17 protein-coding genes are annotated in these 19,005 nt (G+C 65.4%); 14 read left to right on the forward strand and 3 right to left on the reverse strand.

Annotation, left to right across the window (positions count from 1 at the left end):
• Positions 1–43 precede the first annotated feature (43 nt).
• Positions 44–307, forward strand: a complete 264-nt coding sequence (locus GOOTI_RS03440) for a phosphoribosyl-ATP diphosphatase (RefSeq protein ID WP_007237167.1) — start codon at positions 44–46, stop codon at positions 305–307.
• Between the two features lie 74 nt (positions 308–381).
• Positions 382–1,227: an ATP phosphoribosyltransferase gene (hisG, locus tag GOOTI_RS03445; protein ID WP_007237168.1), complete on the forward strand. Its 846-nt coding sequence runs from the start codon at positions 382–384 to the stop codon at positions 1,225–1,227.
• Positions 1,228–1,277: 50 nt separating this feature from the next.
• Here the strand turns inward: hisG and GOOTI_RS03450 are convergent, their stop codons facing one another.
• Positions 1,278–2,120 (reverse strand): thioesterase family protein, encoded by an 843-nt coding sequence (locus GOOTI_RS03450; RefSeq protein ID WP_039993281.1) that lies wholly within the window; start codon positions 2,118–2,120, stop codon positions 1,278–1,280.
• 152 nt (positions 2,121–2,272) lie between these two features.
• Between GOOTI_RS03450 and GOOTI_RS03455 the strand changes: the two genes are divergently transcribed.
• The gene (locus tag GOOTI_RS03455; protein WP_373279010.1) at positions 2,273–3,937 is read left to right on the forward strand and encodes an alpha/beta hydrolase family protein; all 1,665 of its coding nucleotides are present in this window, start codon (positions 2,273–2,275) and stop codon (positions 3,935–3,937) included.
• A gap of 32 nt (positions 3,938–3,969) precedes the next feature.
• On the opposite strand, the gene GOOTI_RS03460 is transcribed toward GOOTI_RS03455, so the two are convergent.
• Complete coding sequence (locus tag GOOTI_RS03460) at positions 3,970–4,971, reverse strand: RecB family exonuclease (protein ID WP_007237171.1); 1,002 nt, start codon at positions 4,969–4,971, stop codon at positions 3,970–3,972.
• Positions 4,972–5,085: 114 nt separating this feature from the next.
• Between GOOTI_RS03460 and GOOTI_RS03465 the strand changes: the two genes are divergently transcribed.
• Together GOOTI_RS03465 and arc are read left to right on the forward strand one after the other, a co-directional pair.
• Positions 5,086–5,916 (forward strand): tRNA (adenine-N1)-methyltransferase, encoded by an 831-nt coding sequence (locus GOOTI_RS03465; RefSeq protein WP_007237172.1) that lies wholly within the window; start codon positions 5,086–5,088, stop codon positions 5,914–5,916.
• Between the two features lie 169 nt (positions 5,917–6,085).
• Complete coding sequence (gene arc, locus GOOTI_RS03470) at positions 6,086–7,882, forward strand: proteasome ATPase (RefSeq protein ID WP_007237173.1); 1,797 nt, start codon at positions 6,086–6,088, stop codon at positions 7,880–7,882.
• A gap of 72 nt (positions 7,883–7,954) precedes the next feature.
• Here arc and glgP read toward each other — a convergent pair whose 3' ends face one another.
• On the reverse strand, positions 7,955–10,528 hold the full coding sequence (glgP, locus tag GOOTI_RS03475; protein ID WP_007237174.1) for an alpha-glucan family phosphorylase: 2,574 nt from the start codon (positions 10,526–10,528) through the stop codon (positions 7,955–7,957).
• A 91-nt stretch (positions 10,529–10,619) separates the two neighbouring features.
• Between glgP and dop the strand changes: the two genes are divergently transcribed.
• The 9 genes from dop (at position 10,620) to tatC (ending at position 19,005) form a co-directional block, all read left to right on the forward strand.
• Positions 10,620–12,119 (forward strand): depupylase/deamidase Dop, encoded by a 1,500-nt coding sequence (gene dop, locus GOOTI_RS03480; protein ID WP_007237175.1) that lies wholly within the window; start codon positions 10,620–10,622, stop codon positions 12,117–12,119.
• 208 nt (positions 12,120–12,327) lie between these two features.
• The gene (locus GOOTI_RS03485; RefSeq protein ID WP_039993290.1) at positions 12,328–12,519 is read left to right on the forward strand and encodes a ubiquitin-like protein Pup; all 192 of its coding nucleotides are present in this window, start codon (positions 12,328–12,330) and stop codon (positions 12,517–12,519) included.
• A complete protein-coding gene (gene prcB / locus GOOTI_RS03490; protein ID WP_007237177.1) occupies positions 12,516–13,397 on the forward strand; it encodes a proteasome subunit beta in 882 nt (293 codons plus the stop codon). The genes GOOTI_RS03485 and prcB overlap by 4 nt, the downstream gene beginning before the upstream one ends.
• Positions 13,394–14,185 (forward strand): proteasome subunit alpha, encoded by a 792-nt coding sequence (prcA, locus tag GOOTI_RS03495; RefSeq protein WP_007237178.1) that lies wholly within the window; start codon positions 13,394–13,396, stop codon positions 14,183–14,185. Before prcB ends, prcA begins: the two co-directional genes overlap by 4 nt.
• Positions 14,186–14,229: 44 nt before the next feature.
• Positions 14,230–15,588 (forward strand): Pup--protein ligase, encoded by a 1,359-nt coding sequence (pafA, locus tag GOOTI_RS03500; protein ID WP_039993282.1) that lies wholly within the window; start codon positions 14,230–14,232, stop codon positions 15,586–15,588.
• Between the two features lie 16 nt (positions 15,589–15,604).
• Complete coding sequence (locus GOOTI_RS03505; protein WP_007237180.1) at positions 15,605–16,594, forward strand: helix-turn-helix transcriptional regulator; 990 nt, start codon at positions 15,605–15,607, stop codon at positions 16,592–16,594.
• Complete coding sequence (locus GOOTI_RS03510; RefSeq protein ID WP_007237181.1) at positions 16,591–17,556, forward strand: helix-turn-helix transcriptional regulator; 966 nt, start codon at positions 16,591–16,593, stop codon at positions 17,554–17,556. The genes GOOTI_RS03505 and GOOTI_RS03510 overlap by 4 nt, the downstream gene beginning before the upstream one ends.
• Positions 17,557–17,713: 157 nt before the next feature.
• On the forward strand, positions 17,714–18,004 hold the full coding sequence (gene tatA, locus GOOTI_RS03515; protein ID WP_007237182.1) for a Sec-independent protein translocase subunit TatA: 291 nt from the start codon (positions 17,714–17,716) through the stop codon (positions 18,002–18,004).
• A 20-nt stretch (positions 18,005–18,024) separates the two neighbouring features.
• Positions 18,025–19,005, forward strand: a complete 981-nt coding sequence (gene tatC, locus GOOTI_RS03520) for a twin-arginine translocase subunit TatC (RefSeq protein WP_007237183.1) — start codon at positions 18,025–18,027, stop codon at positions 19,003–19,005.

Consider the following 19,005-nt stretch of genomic DNA (forward strand, 5'->3'; position numbering starts at 1 on the left):
CCGTGACACGAACGTCCGGCGACACATGGGAGGATGGACACCCGTGAAGACCTTCGATGAGTTGTTCGCGGAGTTGACCGACAAAGCGGCCACACGTCCCGCAGGCAGTGGCACCGTCGCAGCGCTCGACGCCGGCGTCCACACATTGGGCAAGAAGATCATCGAAGAGGCCGGCGAGGTGTGGTTGGCCGCCGAGTACGAATCCGACGAATCGCTCGGCGAGGAGATCTCGCAGCTTCTCTACTGGCTGCAGGTGATGATGATCAAACGGGGCCTGTCACTCGAGGATGTCTACCGCCATCTGTAGGCCGTGACCGCATCGGTCGCGGCCCGACGATCCCGCCCACAGACATCTCTCACCAACACATCTACGGAGTGACCATGCTGCGTGTCGCAGTCCCCAACAAAGGCGCCCTGTCCGAGTCCGCGGCCGCCGTTCTGGCCGAGGCCGGCTACCGCAAACGATCCGACTCGAAGGATCTCACCGTCCTCGACATCGCCAACGACGTCGAGTTCTTCTTCCTGCGACCGAAGGACGTCGCGATCTACGTCGGCGCAGGAACACTCGATCTCGGTATCACCGGTCGCGACCTGGCCCGCGACTCCGGCGCCCAGGTCGACGAGGAACTCGCGATGGGCTTCGGATCGTCGACGTTCCGCTACGCGGCACCGGCCGGACAGAAGTGGACCGTCGCCGACCTCGCAGGCAAACGGATCGCGACGTCGTATCCGAACCTCGTGCGCGAGGACCTCGCATCGCGCGGGATGACAGCCGAGATCATCCGACTCGACGGTGCCGTGGAGATCTCGATCCAGCTCGGCGTCGCCGATGCGATCGCCGACGTCGTCGGCTCCGGACGCACATTGCGACAGCACGATCTCGAGGCTTTCGGCGAATCCCTCTGCGACTCCGAAGGGGTCCTGATCAGCCGCGCGGGCGTCGATCCCGACAAGAAGGCGACCCAGTTCATCAAGCGGGTGCAGGGCGTGGTTTTCGGACAGCAGTACGTGATGATCGACTACGACTGCCCGCGATCACTGCTGGATCAGGCAACCGCGATCACCCCCGGACTGGAATCGCCGACGGTGGCACCCATGGCGGATCCGGAGTGGGCGGCGGTACGAGCCATGGTTCCCCGCCGCGACCACCAGAACCTCATGGACGAACTGTCCGAGCTGGGTGCCCGGGCGATCCTCGCCTCCGACATCCGTTCCTGCCGCTTCTGATCCGCCTTCGAGTCCTCGAACCTCGCGGCGACAGGTTGCGTGCCCGATGATCAGCGGGGGCCGAGGAGAACGGTCTGCGCTGAGCGCCCCAGGAAACCGCTGACGTCGTAGAGGTCGGCGAAGGTCGCCCCGTAGCCGTGCCTACCCGAGGCCATGTCCGCGTCGATACCCAGCCACGACGTCGTGGGCTGACCAACGAGGTGCGCGGTGGTGTCGGTGTTCATCCATGTCCACTCGTCGGGCCGCAGAGTCGTGCCAAGGCCGTTGGCGACGTCGAGGACTGTGAAGATGGATTCCAGGTTCGACATGGTCTCACCCTCGACCAGGTCGAGGGCGGGCCGAATCCAGACGGCCGGGGTGGAACCGTGTAGTCCCGGCGTCGTCGCGGTCTCGGTCGTCCCGATGAATCCGAGCGTGCCCCAGTCGACCCCGAGGTCACTGTCGGCGGTGACACCGCGGACGACGGGAAGCGAGTCCGGAGAGGGCAACGGCTCTCTCGGGGCGCGGGTGATCGTCGTCGAATCCGTCGTACGCATCCGCCACCCGACGCTCTGTGCGGCGAGTCGATACGTTCCGTCGGGTTGCCTGACCTCGAGATCGGCCTCGATCAGTGCAATCTGCCGCCCGGGTCGAACGGTCCTGGCGCGGACCCGGTTCAGACCCAGCCCGATGGGTCCGAGTATCTCGGTGGTCACTCGAGTGAACTGCTGCCCGGGATCCGGCGCGCAGCGCAGCATGCCACGCATCAGCAGTCCCGCGGGTGGTCCACCGTGCTGAATGTCGGAGGCCCACACGCTCAGCGTCGCATCCGTCGGTGAGAAGTACTCGAAATCGTCGGCGTCGTCATCGGTGATCGGAATGTCGTCGACTCGTTCGTAGTAGCAGGTCTCCACGGGCTGACCATAGTTCACGTCGTGGCCGGGAGCCGCGACAGGTTCTATGTCGTACGAACGAACGGTTTGGCTACTCCGTTCGGATCAATCCGAAGCGTTTCTGTGGGCTTGTACCTGATCAAACGTCCAGAATGATCCTGTTCACGTCGACAATGACCAGCGTTAGCATCGCAAAGTCGACGTCGAACGCGATCTTCGAGGCCGTCTCGTCCGAGGCGGCCACGTCTTGTGAGGTGAACGTGTCTCGATTCCGGAAGTCCGTCGGCAGTGCAGCCGTCGGGTGCGCCCTCTGCATGGGAACGGTGGTGCCCCTCGCACTCTCGTCGACATCCGCGCACGCCGGCACTCCGTCGGCTGTCGAAACCCAGCACACCGTGGACGGACTCGCTGCCGCCGGTGTCTTCCGTCCCACGGAGCCCGACGACGGCACCGGCCAGGACTGGCTGAGCGGAACGATCGGGCCACATGCCGGCGATCTCCTCATCGTCGTCACACCAGGAACCGACGATGGAACGCTCTACCCGCGCATCAGAGACTTCCGCACCGGTGATCGGCCGACCTACATCATCGACTATCCCGAGGCGATCGGGCCGTTCATCGCCGGGCGCTCGGGCGCCGCCCTGCCGTTCCTCGCGCCGACGTATGACAAGTCGCGTGACGTCGCCGTCGCGAAGAACATGACGGCGATGAGAGCGTTCGCGACGCAGCAGGGTGAGAACCCCTTCGTGGTCTACACCGGCTACTCGCAGGGTGCCGAGGCACTGGGCAACGCTGCAGAGCAGGCGGTTGCGGGCAACGGGGACGGAACCGCGGTCGACGCGGACCGGTCGCACATCATGCTGATCTCGGATCCGCGTAGCCCGTGGGGTCTCAAGGCCTGGGCGGCCGATCATCCCGCGATCGGCGGACTGATGGGGCTGTTCGGCGCCGAGTCCAACGGTGCCCGCGACCCCGGGGCCACCGGCGAACTGCCTGTCACGTCGGTGATCGTGGTCGGCGATCCCGTCGCCAACTTCCAATGGGTGTGGTATCGACCGGTGAGTTCGTTGCTGGTCGACGCAGCCGGATTCATCACCATCCATTCCGGCCTCGGCGAACAGAACTACGGCAACCTCATCGACTACAGCCAGGAGCCGACAATCCTGCGCAGCAGAGACGGAAACACCACCTACCTCGTCTACACGCCGAAACAGCATCCGCTGACAGCTCTCGCGGTGCTCGTCAACAGCCGTCTCGGGATCCCTTTCGACGCCGACGACGTGGAGCGGTGGGACGAGGTGAACAACGCGTTCTACCCGCTGCAGGCGCCCGGTGTGGACAACGCGGCCGTCGGCGTCGTCGAACCACAGGCCACTGAGTCGACGCCCTCGACCCCGCCCCTGACTGCGCAGTCTCGTGCGATACCGGACAAGGTCGCCGACACCACCAGCCAGCCCGCTTCGCCCGCGATTGCATCGAACACAACGTCGCAGGTCCCAGAGCAGCACGCCGACGGTGTCGATGCGTCGACTCCGACGCCGTCCACCGGTCGCCACCGCGCACCCGAGGCCGCGCCGGACACCGCGCCCGCACCCTCGACGACAACGACCGCGTCTGATCCGAAGACCCCACAGCCGCCTGCGGAGACCGCGCCACCTGTGCAGGAGTCCTCGCCCGATCAGTCGGAGTCCGACGACGCCTCCACCGGCGGCAGGCACCGGGTAACCGGGCAGGGGCGCCACGCCGCGGACAGTGGCGACGCAGGCAGTCACGCCGAAGGCAGTGGCGACGCGATGGGGACGGCACCTGCGGGGACCGCGACGGCGGCTGCCGCGTAGCTGCCTCGAGTGTCGGGTCCTGTGCGGTCCGATCAGGCCGCGAAGCCGGGCGGGGGACCTGGGTAGACCGGGATCTCGCCGCCGAACTCCGGGCAGCGGGTCTTGTGTTCGCACATCCGACAGAGGCCGGACCGCCGAGGGCGGAAATCGCCGGAGGCCACCGCCTCCCGTATCGCGCGCCAGATGGCGGAGAGTGTGCGACCGAAACGCTCTAGTTCGTCGCGGTCAGGGGTATAGCTCAGCACCTGCCCGTCGGAGAGATACATGAGCTGCAGACGATGCGGCACAACACCCCGGATGCGGAGCACCGCCAGCGCATAGAACTTCATCTGGAACAGTGCCTTGGCCTCGAAGCCCTCACTCGGCGCCCTGCCGGTCTTGTAATCGACGATGCGGATCTCGCCGGTCGGGGCGACGTCGATGCGGTCGATGAAGCCGCGCATCAGGACGTCGTCCGATTCGATCTCCACGTGCTCCTCGACGGCCTCGGGAGTGAACGCGGTCGGATTCTCCAACCGGTAGTAGTTGCCGATCAGTGCGAACGCCTTGCTCAGGAACTTCTCCTCCTCGCCGTCGAGAAGAGCAGCAAGTGACGGGTCGGCCTCGCACATCGCAGCCCAGGCGCCCTCGACGAGAAACTCCGCCGATTCGCGGGTGCGTAGTGCGGCGGGTAACTCGAAGAGATTCTCGAGTGCCGCGTGCACCACCGTGCCGCGCGTCTGCGCCTGGGTCGGGGTCTCGGGAAACCGGTCGATCGCCCGGTACCGGTAGAGCAGCGGACACTGCTTGAAATCGGCTGCCCTCGACGGCGACAACGCGAGGGGTCGCCCGACGAGCCCCCGTGCACCCGTAGCCGTGCCTGACGGCGCAGTGCCGGGCGCTACCGTCTCTGCTGCCGACGTCTCTGCCCCCGACGTCTCTGCCGCTGACGTGACGGCTGCCGATGTGTTTGCCGCTGCCGTGGCGGCGTCGGCCGGACGGGCCGTGGCGTCGATGGTGTCGGTGGTGGACCCGGGGTACGCAGTCGTGCTCACATTTGGCAGGGTAAGTCGCGGCAGTGACACAACTGTTGCCCGACATGCGCAGGCTGATCTCGAAAAATTCTCATCGGTCACATGCGTCACATCAGTCTCGAGAGGAAACACACAATGGCGTCGAGTGGCGTGTTCGTCGAAGGCGATCGGGTCCAGCTCACCGATGCCAAGGGTCGCAAGTTCACGGTCAATCTCGAAGCGGGCAAGCAGTTTCACACCCATCGCGGCGCCATCGAACACGACGACCTCATCGGGTCACCGGAGGGAAGCATCGTCTCGGCGACCAGCGGCACCGAGTATCTGGCGCTGCGACCACTGCTCGTCGACTTCGTCCTGTCGATGCCGCGAGGTGCGCAGGTCATCTACCCCAAGGACTCCGCCCAGATCGTCACCGAGGGCGACATCTTCCCGGGCGCACGGGTTCTCGAGGCCGGCGCGGGCTCCGGCGCACTGACGTGTTCGCTGTTGCGTGCCGTCGGATCCGACGGTGAGGTCGTGTCGTATGAGATCCGTGAGGATCACGCCGACTACGCCAGACGCAACGTCGACACGTTCTTCGGCGGGGCCCCCGCCAACTGGTCGTTGATAGTCGCAGACCTCGCCGACGTCGACCGGACCGAGCGATTCGATCGCGTCATTCTCGACATGCTCGCACCGTGGGAGCCCCTCGATGTCGTTCGATCGGTGTTGAAACCAGGCGGGGTTTTGACGGTTTATGTGGCAACGGTCACTCAGTTGTCCCGTGTCGTGGAAGCGCTCCGCGAACAGGAGTGCTGGACCGAACCGCATGCGTGGGAATCGCTGGTGCGTGACTGGAGCGCGGTGGGACTCGCCGTGCGCCCGGAGCACAAAATGCAAGGACACACGGCGTTTCTGATCACTGCGCGACGCCTGGCCGACGGCGTGACGACCCTGCGTCCGCAGCGCCGCCCGACCAAAGGGTGAACAAAGCACCGTTCACCCGAATAAACATGGCGAATACGTTGCGAAGACGCACATTTAACATGCCGTCAACACCACGTATCGTGCGGTGCGCGGCGATATTTGCCGCCTCCCGGTAGCGTGGTGTTACGGCGCAACCCACTGGGGTCGTAGCCGGGGAGAGGAGTCAGCAATGACCGAATCTGATCGCCATGAAGCCTCCGGTGAGAATATGGCCAACGAATCCGAACGCCATGGCCTCCATTCGTCCGGGGAACAATTCACTCCTGCCTACACGCCTCCCTTGCGGGCGGACACCGACCGTCCGTCTTTCGGGCGACCGACGGATTCCTCGGAACTCCAGGACCGTGTCGACAACCTGACCGCGCGCAACGCCAAGCTCCTCGAGACGCTGAAAGAAGCACGGCAGCAGCTCGTTGCGCTCCGTGAGGAGGTCGACCGTCTCGGCCAGCCACCCAGTGGATACGGGGTGCTCCTCGAGATCTACCCGGACCAGACCGTCGACGTCTTCACGTCAGGTCGCAAGATGCGACTGACCTGCTCACCCAACATCGACCTCGACGCGCTGCGGAAGGGCCAGACCCTTCGCCTCAACGAGGCACTGACCATCGTCGAGGCGTGCGAGTTCGACTCGGTCGGCGAGATCAGCACCCTCCGTGAGGTTCTAGGCGACGGTCATCGCGCACTCGTCGTCGGACACGCCGACGAGGAGCGAGTCGTGTGGCTCGCCGAACCGCTTCTCGGCGAGGTCGACGGAGAAGACGGTCATCGGCGCAAACTGCGTCCCGGCGATTCGCTCCTCATCGACACCAAGGCCGGATTCGCGTTCGAGCGCGTGCCCAAGGCCGAGGTCGAGGATCTCGTGCTCGAAGAGGTGCCCGATGTCGGCTACGAGGACATCGGTGGTCTGGGTCGCCAGATCGAGCAGATCCGCGACGCCGTCGAGCTCCCGTTCCTACACAAGGACTTGTTCCGCGATTACGCGCTGCGTCCGCCCAAGGGCGTCCTGCTGTACGGGCCACCCGGATGCGGTAAGACGCTGATCGCCAAGGCCGTCGCCAACTCGTTGGCCAAGAAGATCGCGCTGGCACGCGGCGACAACGCGCAGGAAGCCAAGTCGTACTTCCTGAACATCAAGGGTCCCGAACTGCTGAACAAGTTCGTCGGCGAGACCGAGCGTCATATCCGACTGATCTTCCAGCGGGCGCGCGAGAAGGCATCGGAGGGCACGCCCGTCATCGTCTTCTTCGACGAGATGGATTCGATCTTCCGCACCCGCGGCTCCGGTGTCTCCTCCGACGTCGAGACAACGGTGGTTCCGCAGCTGCTCAGCGAGATCGACGGTGTCGAGGGGCTCGAGAACGTGATCGTGATCGGCGCCTCGAACCGCGAGGACATGATCGATCCGGCGATCCTGCGACCTGGCCGTCTCGACGTGAAGATCAAGATCGAGCGTCCCGATGCCGAATCGGCGATCGACATCTTCTCCAAGTACCTGGTCGAGGAACTGCCGGTCCATGCCGACGATCTCAACGAGTTCGGCGGCGACCGGACCGCATGTGTCAACGCCATGATCGAGAAGGTCGTCGAGCGGATGTACGCCGAGAGCGATGAGAATCGCTTCCTCGAGGTCACCTACGCCAACGGCGACAAGGAGATCATGTACTTCAAGGACTTCAACTCCGGCGCGATGATCCAGAATGTCGTTGACCGGGCGAAGAAGTACGCGATCAAGTCGCAGTTGGAGACCGGTGCACCCGGCCTGCGGGTCCAGCACCTGTTCGACTCGATCCTCGACGAGTTCGCCGAGAACGAGGACCTGCCGAACACCACCAACCCCGACGACTGGGCGCGTATCTCCGGCAAGAAGGGCGAGCGCATCGTCTACATCCGCACGCTGGTCACCGGAAAGAGTTCCGGCGCGAGCCGCGCGATCGACACGGAGACCAACACGGGTCAGTATCTGTAAGTCCTCCACCCACACAACTGCGGTCGACTCCTCTCGGGAGTCGACCGCAGTTGCGTGAGGAGCCCGCGGTTGTCAGGAAGGCATCGCGGGGGGCTCGCCCGTCGACGCCGGATAGCGCACGAGGCCGAGTTCGGCATCGTCGGTGAGCAGCGGGTGTCTGGGGAGCACCCGGGCGGTGTAGCCGAGCACCCCCGACCGGTACGGCGTGACCGCGGCCCGGTAGCGCGTTCGACCCGACGGGTCGGTCCCTTCGACAGGTTCCATCGGCGCGTGCACCGAGTCGTAGAGGTCGCCGTCGTCGGTCACGCGCCCGAGTACGGCCTGAACCGTCACCTCGTCCGGCGCGAGCTCACCGAGGGAGACGTGGGCGGTGAGGTCGAGTTCGTCGTCGGGTGTGGTCTCCTCATCGATCCCGGCGATCGCCACCGACTTCCACGACGACGAGAGTGTCGAGCGGTAGGCGGCGAGTGATCTGGCCTCCGCATAATCATCGGCACACGCCTCCTGATACGAGATCCCCGCAGGCACATAGAGTTTTAGCGTGTAGTCACGCACCATCCGCGACGCGAGCACCTTGGGGCCCAGGATCGCGAGCGTGTGCCGGACCATCTCCACCCACCGTGTGGGGACGCCGTCGTCACGCGAGTAGAAGAGTGGTACCACGGTTTCCTCGAGTAGCGAGTAGAGCGCCTCGGCCTCCAGGTCGTCGCGGCGGTTCTCGTCCCCGACACCCTCCGCGGACGGAATCGCCCAGCCGTTCTCACCATCGGCCATCTCGTCCCACCACCCGTCGAGGATCGACAGGTTCAAGCCGCCGTTGAGCGCCGACTTCATGCCCGACGTTCCGCACGCCTCCATCGGACGCACCGGGTTGTTGAGCCACACGTCGCAGCCCGCGTAGATGTGTCGCGCCATCGAGATGTCGTAGTCGGGCAGGAAGACGATGCGATCACGGAGTTCGGGATCCTCGGTGAATTTCACGATCTGCTGGATCAGTGCCTTGCCGCCGTCGTCTGCCGGATGTGCCTTACCGGCGACGACGAGCTGCACAGGCCGTTCCGGGTCGGTGAGGATCCGACGCATGCGGTCGGGATCGCGCAGCATCAGGGTGAGTCGTTTGTACGTCGCCGCGCGTCGGGCGAATCCGATCGTCAGCGAGTCGGGATCGAACAGGTCGGCGGTCCAACCGAGTTCGGCGTCGGTGAAGTCGCGGTCGCGGCCGCTGGCGTATGCGCGTCGACGCACCTCGTCGACGAGCCCGGCGCGCAGTTCCGAGCGAATTGCCCACAGGTCGGACGCGGGCATCGCCTCGTACACCGCGGGCGCTGCGTCCTCGTTGCCCGCGCTGAGGTCCTGCCAGCGCCGTGCGACCCACGTCGGACCGTGCACGCCGTTGGTGACGGCGCCGATCGGCACCTCGTCAGCGTCGAAGCCCGGCCACAGGTCGGCGAACATCTCGCGACTGACAGCGCCGTGGAGCTGCGAGACACCGTTGGACCGCTGGCCCAGTCGAAAACCCATGTGCGCCATGTTGAACACGCCTGGATCGGCCTCGTCGCCGAGTTCGAGCACCGTGGTCGACGACAATCCGGGAAGCAGATTCGACGAACCGTCGGGTCCCGGATCGAGGTAGAAGCGGACAAGGTCGTCCGGGAAGCGGTCGATTCCCGCGGGGACGGGTGTGTGCGTCGTGAAGATGGTCGACGCGCGGACGACGGACTCCGCGGAGTCGAAGTCGAGTCCCGATGCGTCGACGAGTTCGCGAATTCGCTCCACACCGAGGAAGCCGGCGTGACCCTCGTTCATGTGGAAGACCGTCGGCTGGGCGCGGTTCTCGATGCGGACATACTCTCGCAGTGCGCGGACCCCGCCGATACCGAGCAGGATCTCCTGCTTGATGCGGTGGTCCTGATCACCGCCGTAGAGGCGATCGGTGATGCCCCGCAACTCGTCGTCGTTCGCCGCGATATCGGAATCGAGCAGCAGCAACGGGATTCGTCCCACGGTGGCCACCCACACCTGGGCGTGCAGGGTCCGCCCGCCGGGCATCGAGATCTCGATGATGACCGGCTTGTCGGCGGCGTCGACGAGCAGGGTGAGCGGTAGTGCGCCGGGATCGTTGACCGGATACCGTTCGATCTGCCAGCCGTCGTGCGACAGGCTCTGTCGAAAGTATCCGCAGCGATAGAACAATCCGACCCCGATGAGCGGCAGACCGAGATCCGACGCCGCCTTGAGATGATCACCGGCGAGGATGCCGAGACCACCCGAGTAGATCGGCAGCACCTCCGAGATACCGAATTCCATGGAGAAGTAGGCGATTCCCTCCGGCATCGGATTGCCCGACGCGGCGTGGTCGCCGTACCACTGTGGCGCCGTGCAGTACTCGTCGAGGTCGGCGCGCAGCGCGGTGAGTCGGGCCAGGAATTCCGTATCGGTGGACAACTCGGCGAGTCGTTCCGGCGACACCTCGGCGAGCAACCGAAGGGGATCGCCGGTCGTCTCCCAGCGGTCGGGGTCGACGAGGGCGAACAGATCCTGGGTGGGCGCGTGCCACACCCAGCGCAGGTTGTGGGCGAGAACTGCGAGATCGGACAGGGGAGCGGGCAGCGGAACCCGAACGGTGAACCGGCGGAATGCTTTCACGTGTAGAAGGTCCCACAGGAGCGACGCCGGTGCGACCGCTGCGCGGTGGTGGGTCCGACCTTTCATCCGACCGACATCTAGTCTCAATACCATGCAGCGAATCATCGGCACCGAGGTCGAGTACGGGATCTCCGCACCCGGCGACCCGACCGCGAATCCGATCATGACGTCGACACAGGCGGTGCTCGCCTACGCGGCGGCGGCCGGGGTGCCGCGCGCCAAACGCACCCGCTGGGACTACGAGGTCGAATCACCCCTTCGCGATGCCCGCGGCTTCGACCTCGGTCGCGGCACAGGACCTGCGCCGATCATCGATGCCGACGAGATCGGTGCCGCCAACATGATCCTCACGAACGGCGCGCGTCTCTACGTCGATCACGCCCACCCCGAGTATTCGGCACCCGAGGTCACCGACCCCCTCGACGCCGTGATCTGGGACAAGGCAGGGGAGCGCGTGATGGAGGCCGCCGCCAGGCACGTCGCGAGCGTGCCCGGTGCACCACGCCTCCAGCTCTACAAGAACAACATCGACGGCAAGGGCGCGTCCTACGGCACGCACGAGAACTATCTGATGAGCCGCGACACCCCGTTCACCGCGGTCATCGGTGGCCTCACCACGTTCTTCGCCTCGCGTCAGATCATCACCGGATCGGGGCGCGTGGGCATCGGCCAGGCCGGCGACGAAGCCGGATACCAACTGTCGCAGCGGTCGGATTACATCGAGGTCGAGGTGGGACTCGAGACCACGCTCAAGCGCGGCATCATCAACACCCGCGACGAACCCCACGCCGATCCCGAGCGCTACCGCCGACTCCACGTGATCATCGGCGACGCCAACCTCGCCGAAACCGCCACCTACCTCAAGGTCGGCACGACCTCGCTTGTGCTCGATCTCATCGAGGCCGGCGTCGACTTCTCCGACATCGAGTTGGCACGTCCGGTGTCGGCCGTACATGCGATCAGCCACGATCCGACACTGCAGGCGACCGTCGCATTGACCGACGGTCGAGAGGTCACGGCACTCGCGCTGCAGCGCGAGTACCTCGAGCGCTGCGCGAAGTTCCACGAACGCGAGAACTCCGACGATGCGCGTGCCATGGATGTGCTCAGCACGTGGGCTGATGTCCTCGATCGTCTCGAGCGCGATCCGATGGAATGTGCAGACATCCTCGACTGGCCCGCCAAGCTACGCATCCTGGAGGGCTTCCGACAGCGCGAGGGACTCGGGTGGTCGGCCCCACGTCTCCAGCTTATCGACCTGCAGTACTCCGACGTGCGACTCGACAAGGGCCTCTACAACCGCCTGGTGGCACGCGGCTCGATGAAGCGGCTCGTCGACGAGGCAGACGTGACGCGCGCGATCACGGAGCCTCCCGAGAACACGCGCGCCTATTTCCGTGGCGAATGCCTGCGCCGTTTCGGCGCCGACGTGGCGGCCGCGAGCTGGGATTCGGTGATCTTCGACCTGGGCGGCGACTCGCTGGTGCGGATTCCGACCCTCGAACCCCTGCGGGGGAGCAGGGCACACGTCGGCAAACTCCTCGACTCGGTGCACTCCGCATCCGAGCTGGTCGATCAGCTCACCACCTGATCGGATCCCGACGCGACACGTGTTCAACCTCCTTTTCGCAGTCCGCACCGGTAGTGTGGGTTCACGAGCTGGATTTGTCTGCGCCGCACCGCGATGCAGCTGAACGCGACACGCGAGTCCGACGAACGTCGTCGCTGATGTGCACGAGCGGTGAGCAGCGACGCAGGCACGCGGAGCGTGAGGCTTCGTGACGAACAAGGGAGTGCAGATGGCGCAGGAACAGACCAAGCGCGGCGGTGGTGGCGACGACGACGAACTCGGCTCCGACGGCGGTGCGGGCCAGGAACGTCGAGAGAAGCTCGCCGAGGACACCGATGATCTGCTCGACGAGATCGATGATGTGCTCGAGGAGAATGCCGAAGACTTCGTGCGCGCGTACGTGCAGAAGGGCGGCCAGTGAGCGAGACGTTCAGTTCACTGTCCCCGTCCGGTCCCACAAGGAGTTCCCACCCCACATTCGGCGTCGACATCTCGTCGTTCACCGACTTCCTCCGGGTTCATGCCCCCGATCAGTTGCCGCAGGCACGGGCTGAGCGCATGGGCACCTTCACCTCGACCACCGACACCTCCGAGATCCCGCATGGCACGACGATCGTTGCGGTGAGCTTTCCCGGTGGTGTGGTGCTCGCGGGCGATCGACGCGCGACGATGGGCAACATCATCGCCACCCGCGACGTGCAGAAGGTCTACATCACCGACGAGTACTCGGCCGCCGGGATCGCAGGCACCGCAGGCATCGCGATCGAGATGGTCAGACTGTTCACGGTCGAACTCGAGCACTACGAGAAGATCGAGGGAGTTCCACTCACACTCGACGGCAAGGTCAGCAGGCTGGCCTCGATGGTGCGCGGCAATCTTGGTGCTGCGATGCAGGGGTTGGCCGCCATCCCGCTGCTCGTCGGCTACGACATCGACCACGACAGTCCGACCGAGCGTGGCCGCATCTTCTCCTTCGATGTGGCCGGTGACCGGCACGAGGAGTTCGGCGGCTACCAGGCGATCGGCTCGGGCTCGGTGTTCGCCAAGTCGTCGCTGAAGAAGCTCTACCGCTCGGATCTCGACGCCGATTCGGCTCTGGCGATCGCCGTCGAATCCCTCTACGACGCCGCCGACGACGATTCGGCGACCGGCGGTCCGGACATCGTCCGCAAGATCTTCCCGACAGCGGTCATCGTGAGCGCGGAGGGCGCGCGGGAAGTGGCCCCCGCTGACATCGAGACGGCAGCACGCGCGATCATCGAGCGTCGTGCAGCTGAGCATGAGGAGGCACCGCGATGACCTTCCCGTACTACGCAAGTGCCGAGCAGATCATGCGCGATCGCTCGGAACTCGCGCGCAAGGGAATCGCTCGTGGTCGCAGTGTGGTGATCCTGACCTACGCCGACGGCGTGCTGTTCGTCGCGGAGAACCCGTCGAACACGCTACGGAAGACGAGTGAGATCTACGATCGGATCGGGTTCGCAGCCGTCGGCAAGTACAACGAGTTCGAAAGCCTGCGCAAGGCGGGTATCCAGCTCGCCGACATGCGCGGCTACTCCTACGACCGCGCAGACGTGTCCGCACTGTCGTTGGCCAACACCTATGCGAACGCCCTGGGTTCGGTGTTCACCGAGCAGGCAAAACCGTACGAGGTCGAGTTGTGTGTGGCCGAGGTGGCCCGCTACGGCAAGCCGAAGCCGTCGCAACTGTTCCGGATCAGCTACGACGGGTCCATCGCGGACGAGACACGCTTCATCGTCATGGGTGGTGCGACGGACGCCATCTCCGCGGCGCTCAAGGACAGCTACGAACCGGATCTTCCGCTCGCAGATGCTCTGAAGATCGCTGTGGAGGCGTTGTCGGCACCGACCGAGGGCACAAACGGATCGCCAACGGCGCCACGCGAACTCAACCCCGGCGATCTCGAAGTGGCAATCCTCGACCGCAATCGCCCACGTCGTGCGTTCCGACGGTTGACCGCCGCATCCGTCGCCGACCTGCTGCCGGCACCCGCTGGCGAGTCGACCGCCTCCACCAACGGGGGAGACGAGGGCAGCGACGCCTCCACGGATTCGAGCGCGTCCTGATCGCGCAACCGGTCTGCGTCGGACTCCGCGGGTAGGGTTGAGGAGTGCAACGTCGAATCATGGGCATCGAGACTGAATTCGGTGTCACCTGCACCTTCCACGGCCACCGCCGACTGAGTCCCGACGAGGTCGCCCGATACCTGTTCCGCCGGGTCGTGTCGTGGGGGCGCTCATCGAATGTGTTCCTCCAGAACGGAGCGCGGCTCTACCTCGACGTAGGGTCGCATCCGGAGTACGCGACTGCCGAGTGCGACAGTCTCATCCAGCTCATCAACCACGATCGCGCGGGAGAGCTGGTGCTCGAGGACCTTCTCGTCGACGCCGAACAGCGCCTCGCCGACGAGGGCATCGGCGGCGACATCTACCTGTTCAAGAACAACACCGACTCTGCGGGCAACTCCTACGGGTGTCACGAGAACTATCTCGTGGTCCGGGCGGGCGAGTTCTCGCGGATCTCCGACGTCTTGCTGCCGTTCCTGGTCACACGACAGTTGATCTGCGGCGCCGGAAAGGTTCTCGCCACGCCGAAGGCGGCGACGTTCTGCCTCTCCCAGCGCGCGGAGCACATCTGGGAGGGTGTGTCGTCCGCGACGACCCGCTCCCGCCCCATCATCAACACCCGCGACGAACCGCACGCCGATGCCGAGAAGTACCGACGACTGCACGTCATCGTCGGCGACTCCAACATGTCGGAGATGACGACGCTCCTCAAAGTCGGGTCGGCAGCGCTCGTCCTGGAGATGATCGAGGCCGGTGTCGCGTTCCGCGACTTCGCGCTCGACAATCCGATCCGGGCGATCCGTGAGGTCAGCCACGACCCCACGGGCCGACGCCCGGTCCGCCTCGCGGGCGGTCGTCAGGCCACGGCGCTGGAGATCCAGCGTGAATATCACGCGCGAGCCGTGGAGCATCTGGTCAATCGCGCGCCCGACCCCGAGATGGACATGGTGGTCGATCTGTGGGGGCGCATGCTGGACGCCGTCGAGAGCGACGATTTCTCCAAGGTCGACACCGAGATCGACTGGGTCATCAAGCGCAAGCTGTTCCAGCGCTATCAGGACAAGTATTCGATGGAATTGTCGGACCCGAAGATCGCGCAGCTCGACCTCGCCTACCACGACATCAAGCGCGGGCGCGGCGTGTTCGACCTGCTGTCGCGCAAGGGACTCGTCACCCGCGCGACGACGGATGAGGCGATCAAGACCGCGGTCAACGAGCCTCCCCAGACGACGCGGGCCAAGCTGCGCGGTGATTTCATCTCGGCTGCGCAGAAGGCCGGCCGCGACTTCACCGTCGACTGGGTGCATCTGAAGCTCAACGACCAGGCCCAGCGCACGGTGTTGTGCAAGGACCCCTTCCGCAGCGTCGACGAGCGCGTCGATCGCTTGATCGCGTCCATGTAGTCGTAAGCTGCAGGGCGTGGTTACGTCGAAAGTCGAGCGTCAGATCAACCTCGTGATCTGTCTGCTCTCGACCAAGCAGTACGTCACCGCCGAGTACATCCGCCGCAACGTGTTCGGCTACCAGGACCAGGACCGTTCGGCCGAGGCCTTCAACCGGATGTTCGAGCGTGACAAGAACGATCTGCGCGATCTCGGTGTGCCGCTGGTGACCGGTCCGTCGCCGGAAAGCGGCGTCGAGGGGTACCGCATCGATCCCGAGACGTATTCGTTGCCCGACATCACGCTCGACCGGGAGGAGGCTGCGGCGATTGCGATGGCCGCAGCTCTCTGGGACAACTCCGATGTCTCGACCATCTCACAGACGGCCGTTCTCAAACTCCAGGCGGCTGGGATCGATGTCCGTGCCGACGACGAGATCGGTGTGGCAGCGGTTTCTCAGCGTTCACTGGGCGGCGAGCACTCGCTTGCTCCGACGCTGGCGGCCATCGACGCCGGGCAGGCCATCACATTCACCTACCGGGCGGGTTCGACGTCGTCCGGCGAGACCCGCACACTCGAGCCGTGGGGTGTGGTGACACACCGGGGTCGGTGGTATGTCGTGGGCCATGATCGCGACCGCGACGCGACGCGCACGTTCAGGCTCAGCCGGATCAGCGATGTCGCGACCGCTGGTCCGGTCGGCGCAGTGCACCGACCCGACCACACCGACCTGCAGCAGATCGTGGCCGATGCCGTCGACGCCGCGTCGGGTTCGGACGGCCGGGCTGCACGCGTCTGGGTCGCGCAGGGCCGCGCAGCGGGCCTCCGACGTCTCGCTTCGTCGACCACGCCGGCCGTCTTCGACGGCGAGCCGGGCGACGACCTCGTCATCGACATCAGATCGCTGGGCACACTGGCGAGGATGATCCTGGGCGCGGGCCCCGACGCCGTTGTTAGGGAGCCGACGGAGTTGCGCGACCTCGTGGTGGCGGGGCTCGACCGGATCGTCGGGGTGAACGCCTCATGACGAGTGCGCAATCGCGCCGGTTGAATCGACTGCTTGCGCTGGTCCCGTACTTCTCCTCCCGCGGTGGCATCTCGGTGGCACAGGCTGCCGGGGACCTCGGCGTAACCGAGACCCAACTCCGCAAAGACCTCGAGCAACTGTTCGTGTGCGGTCTGCCGGGGTATTACCCCGACGATCTGATCGAGCTCGAGTTCTACGAGGGCTATGTCAACGTCGGGTTCACCGCAGGGATGGATCGTCCGCTGAGATTGACGGGTGCCGAGGCGAGCGTGCTGCTGGTCGCGCTTCAAGCGCTGGTCGACATGGCTGGTGTCCTCGACCATCAGGCTGCGCGGCGCGCGATCGCCAAGATCGAACAGGCCGTCGGCAAGTCGCTTCCGGCCGTCGCAACGGTGACCGATGACGATGACGCTGAGGAGAATCCGACATATGCCGCGGTACGCACCGCTGTCGCACAGAAGCGAGCACTCGACCTGACGTACTACTCCGCTACCCGTGACACGGTCAGCGAGCGAGTGGTCGACCCGATCCGCCTGCAGGGACTGAACTCCAACACCTACCTCGAGGCGTGGTGTCGAGGCAGCGAGGGTGTGCGTCTGTTCCGGTTCGACCGGATCGAGGCCGCGCAGCTGCGCGACGAACCGTCGACACCACCGGTCTCCGCGGAGGTGACGCAGCAGTCGGCGGTACTCGGTGACCATCCCGACCATCGGTCGGTCGATATCGACATCGATCCCGAGCAGGCGTGGGTACTCGACTACTACCGGATCGAGCAGCTCGACGACGTGTCCGCCGACCGCAACCCAACCGCACCGGTCAGGGGTCGCCTCGCATACGGCTCGCCCGAGTGGCTGACCCGGTTCCTCCTGGGATTCGGCGGTACTGTGCGCGCCGTCGGGGATGAACGGGTCGACGACGCGGTGACCGGCGCCGCGCAGGCAGCCCTCGCGCGGTACCGGTGAGCCTGCAGCCGCCGAGACCTGCGGGGTCCGCTGACACGCCACGATCCGGCAGGCTCATCACTGCGAGGGTAGGGTGCGTCGGGGGCCGGATCTCGGAGCTCGCCCTGGGCTGGCATCGCGGTACGATGGCTGAGAATACAAGCGGAAGGTTGTTCTGATGGGTGCAATGTCGTGGTGGCACTGGCTGATCGTGCTGGTGGTGGTGCTGCTGCTGTTCGGCTCCAAGAAGCTTCCCGATGCGGCGCGTGGTCTCGGTCAGTCGCTGCGTATCTTCAAGAGCGAAGTCCAGGAGATGCAGCGCGACGGCGACAACACGGCGCCCGCCGCTCCGGAGTCGCCCGACGAGGCTACGCCCCAACGCGAGCTGCCCCGGTCGGAGACTGGGACCACCGATACCGGTACCGCCGCAACGCAACCCACCCCGGATCAGACCAAGAAGTCGGCGTAGCCGCGTACCGGGACACCTGAGTGCGGATTCCATTCGACCCGAGGTACCGCAAGCGCAAACTCAACCCCGACGGCACGATGCCGTTGGTGGAGCATCTGTTCGAGCTGCGTACCCGTCTGCTCATCTCGATGGCCGCGATCGTCGTCACGACGATCCTCGGCTTCGTCTGGTACTCCTACGGGATCTTCGGACTGCCCACCCTCGGTGATCTGCTCCGCGAGCCGTACTGTTCGCTGCCCGCGTCCTCGCGAGCCACGTTGACCGCGGACGACTCGTGCCGGTTGCTCGCGACAGGCCCGTTCGACCAGTTCATGCTGCGGCTCAAGGTCGCGCTGACCGCGGGAGTCGTGCTGGCTTGCCCGGTGTGGCTCTACCAGATCTGGCAGTTCGTCACTCCGGGTCTGCTCGACAAGGAACGTAAGTACGCGATCTCGTTCGTGTCGGCGGCCGCTGTGCTGTTCGTGGCGGGCGCCGTACTCGCATACCTCGTGGTCGCGAAAGCCTTCCACTTCTTGCTGACTGTCGGAAACAACGTGCAGGTCACAGCGTTGGCAGGCGACCAGTACTTCGGCTTCATGATCCATCTGCTGATCATCTTCGGGGTGAGCTTCGAGTTGCCTCTGCTCATCGTCGCCCTGAACACCGTTGGCGTGCTGCGTTATCCGCGGCTCAAGGCCTGGCGTCGCGGGTTGATCTTCGCACTGTTCGTGTTCGCTGCCGTCGTGACTCCCGGTCAGGATCCGTTCACCATGCTCGCCCTTGCGTTGGCCCTTACCGTGCTGCTCGAGGTGGCCATCCAGTTCTCCAGGATCAACGACCGCCGACGTGCACGCAACGAGCCCGATTGGGCGTCCATCCCCGACGATCAGGCCAGCCCGCTGCCGGACGTGTCGCCGCGTCCCCGGCCGTCATCGGTCGCCGGGGCGTCGCCGGTGGCCACCGTGCCGGCGACGGGTCGTACCTCGGTACGCGACGCATCGACCTTCGACGACGTCCTCTGA

The organism is Gordonia otitidis NBRC 100426, from assembly GCF_000248075.1.
GTDB lineage: Bacteria > Actinomycetota > Actinomycetes > Mycobacteriales > Mycobacteriaceae > Gordonia > Gordonia otitidis.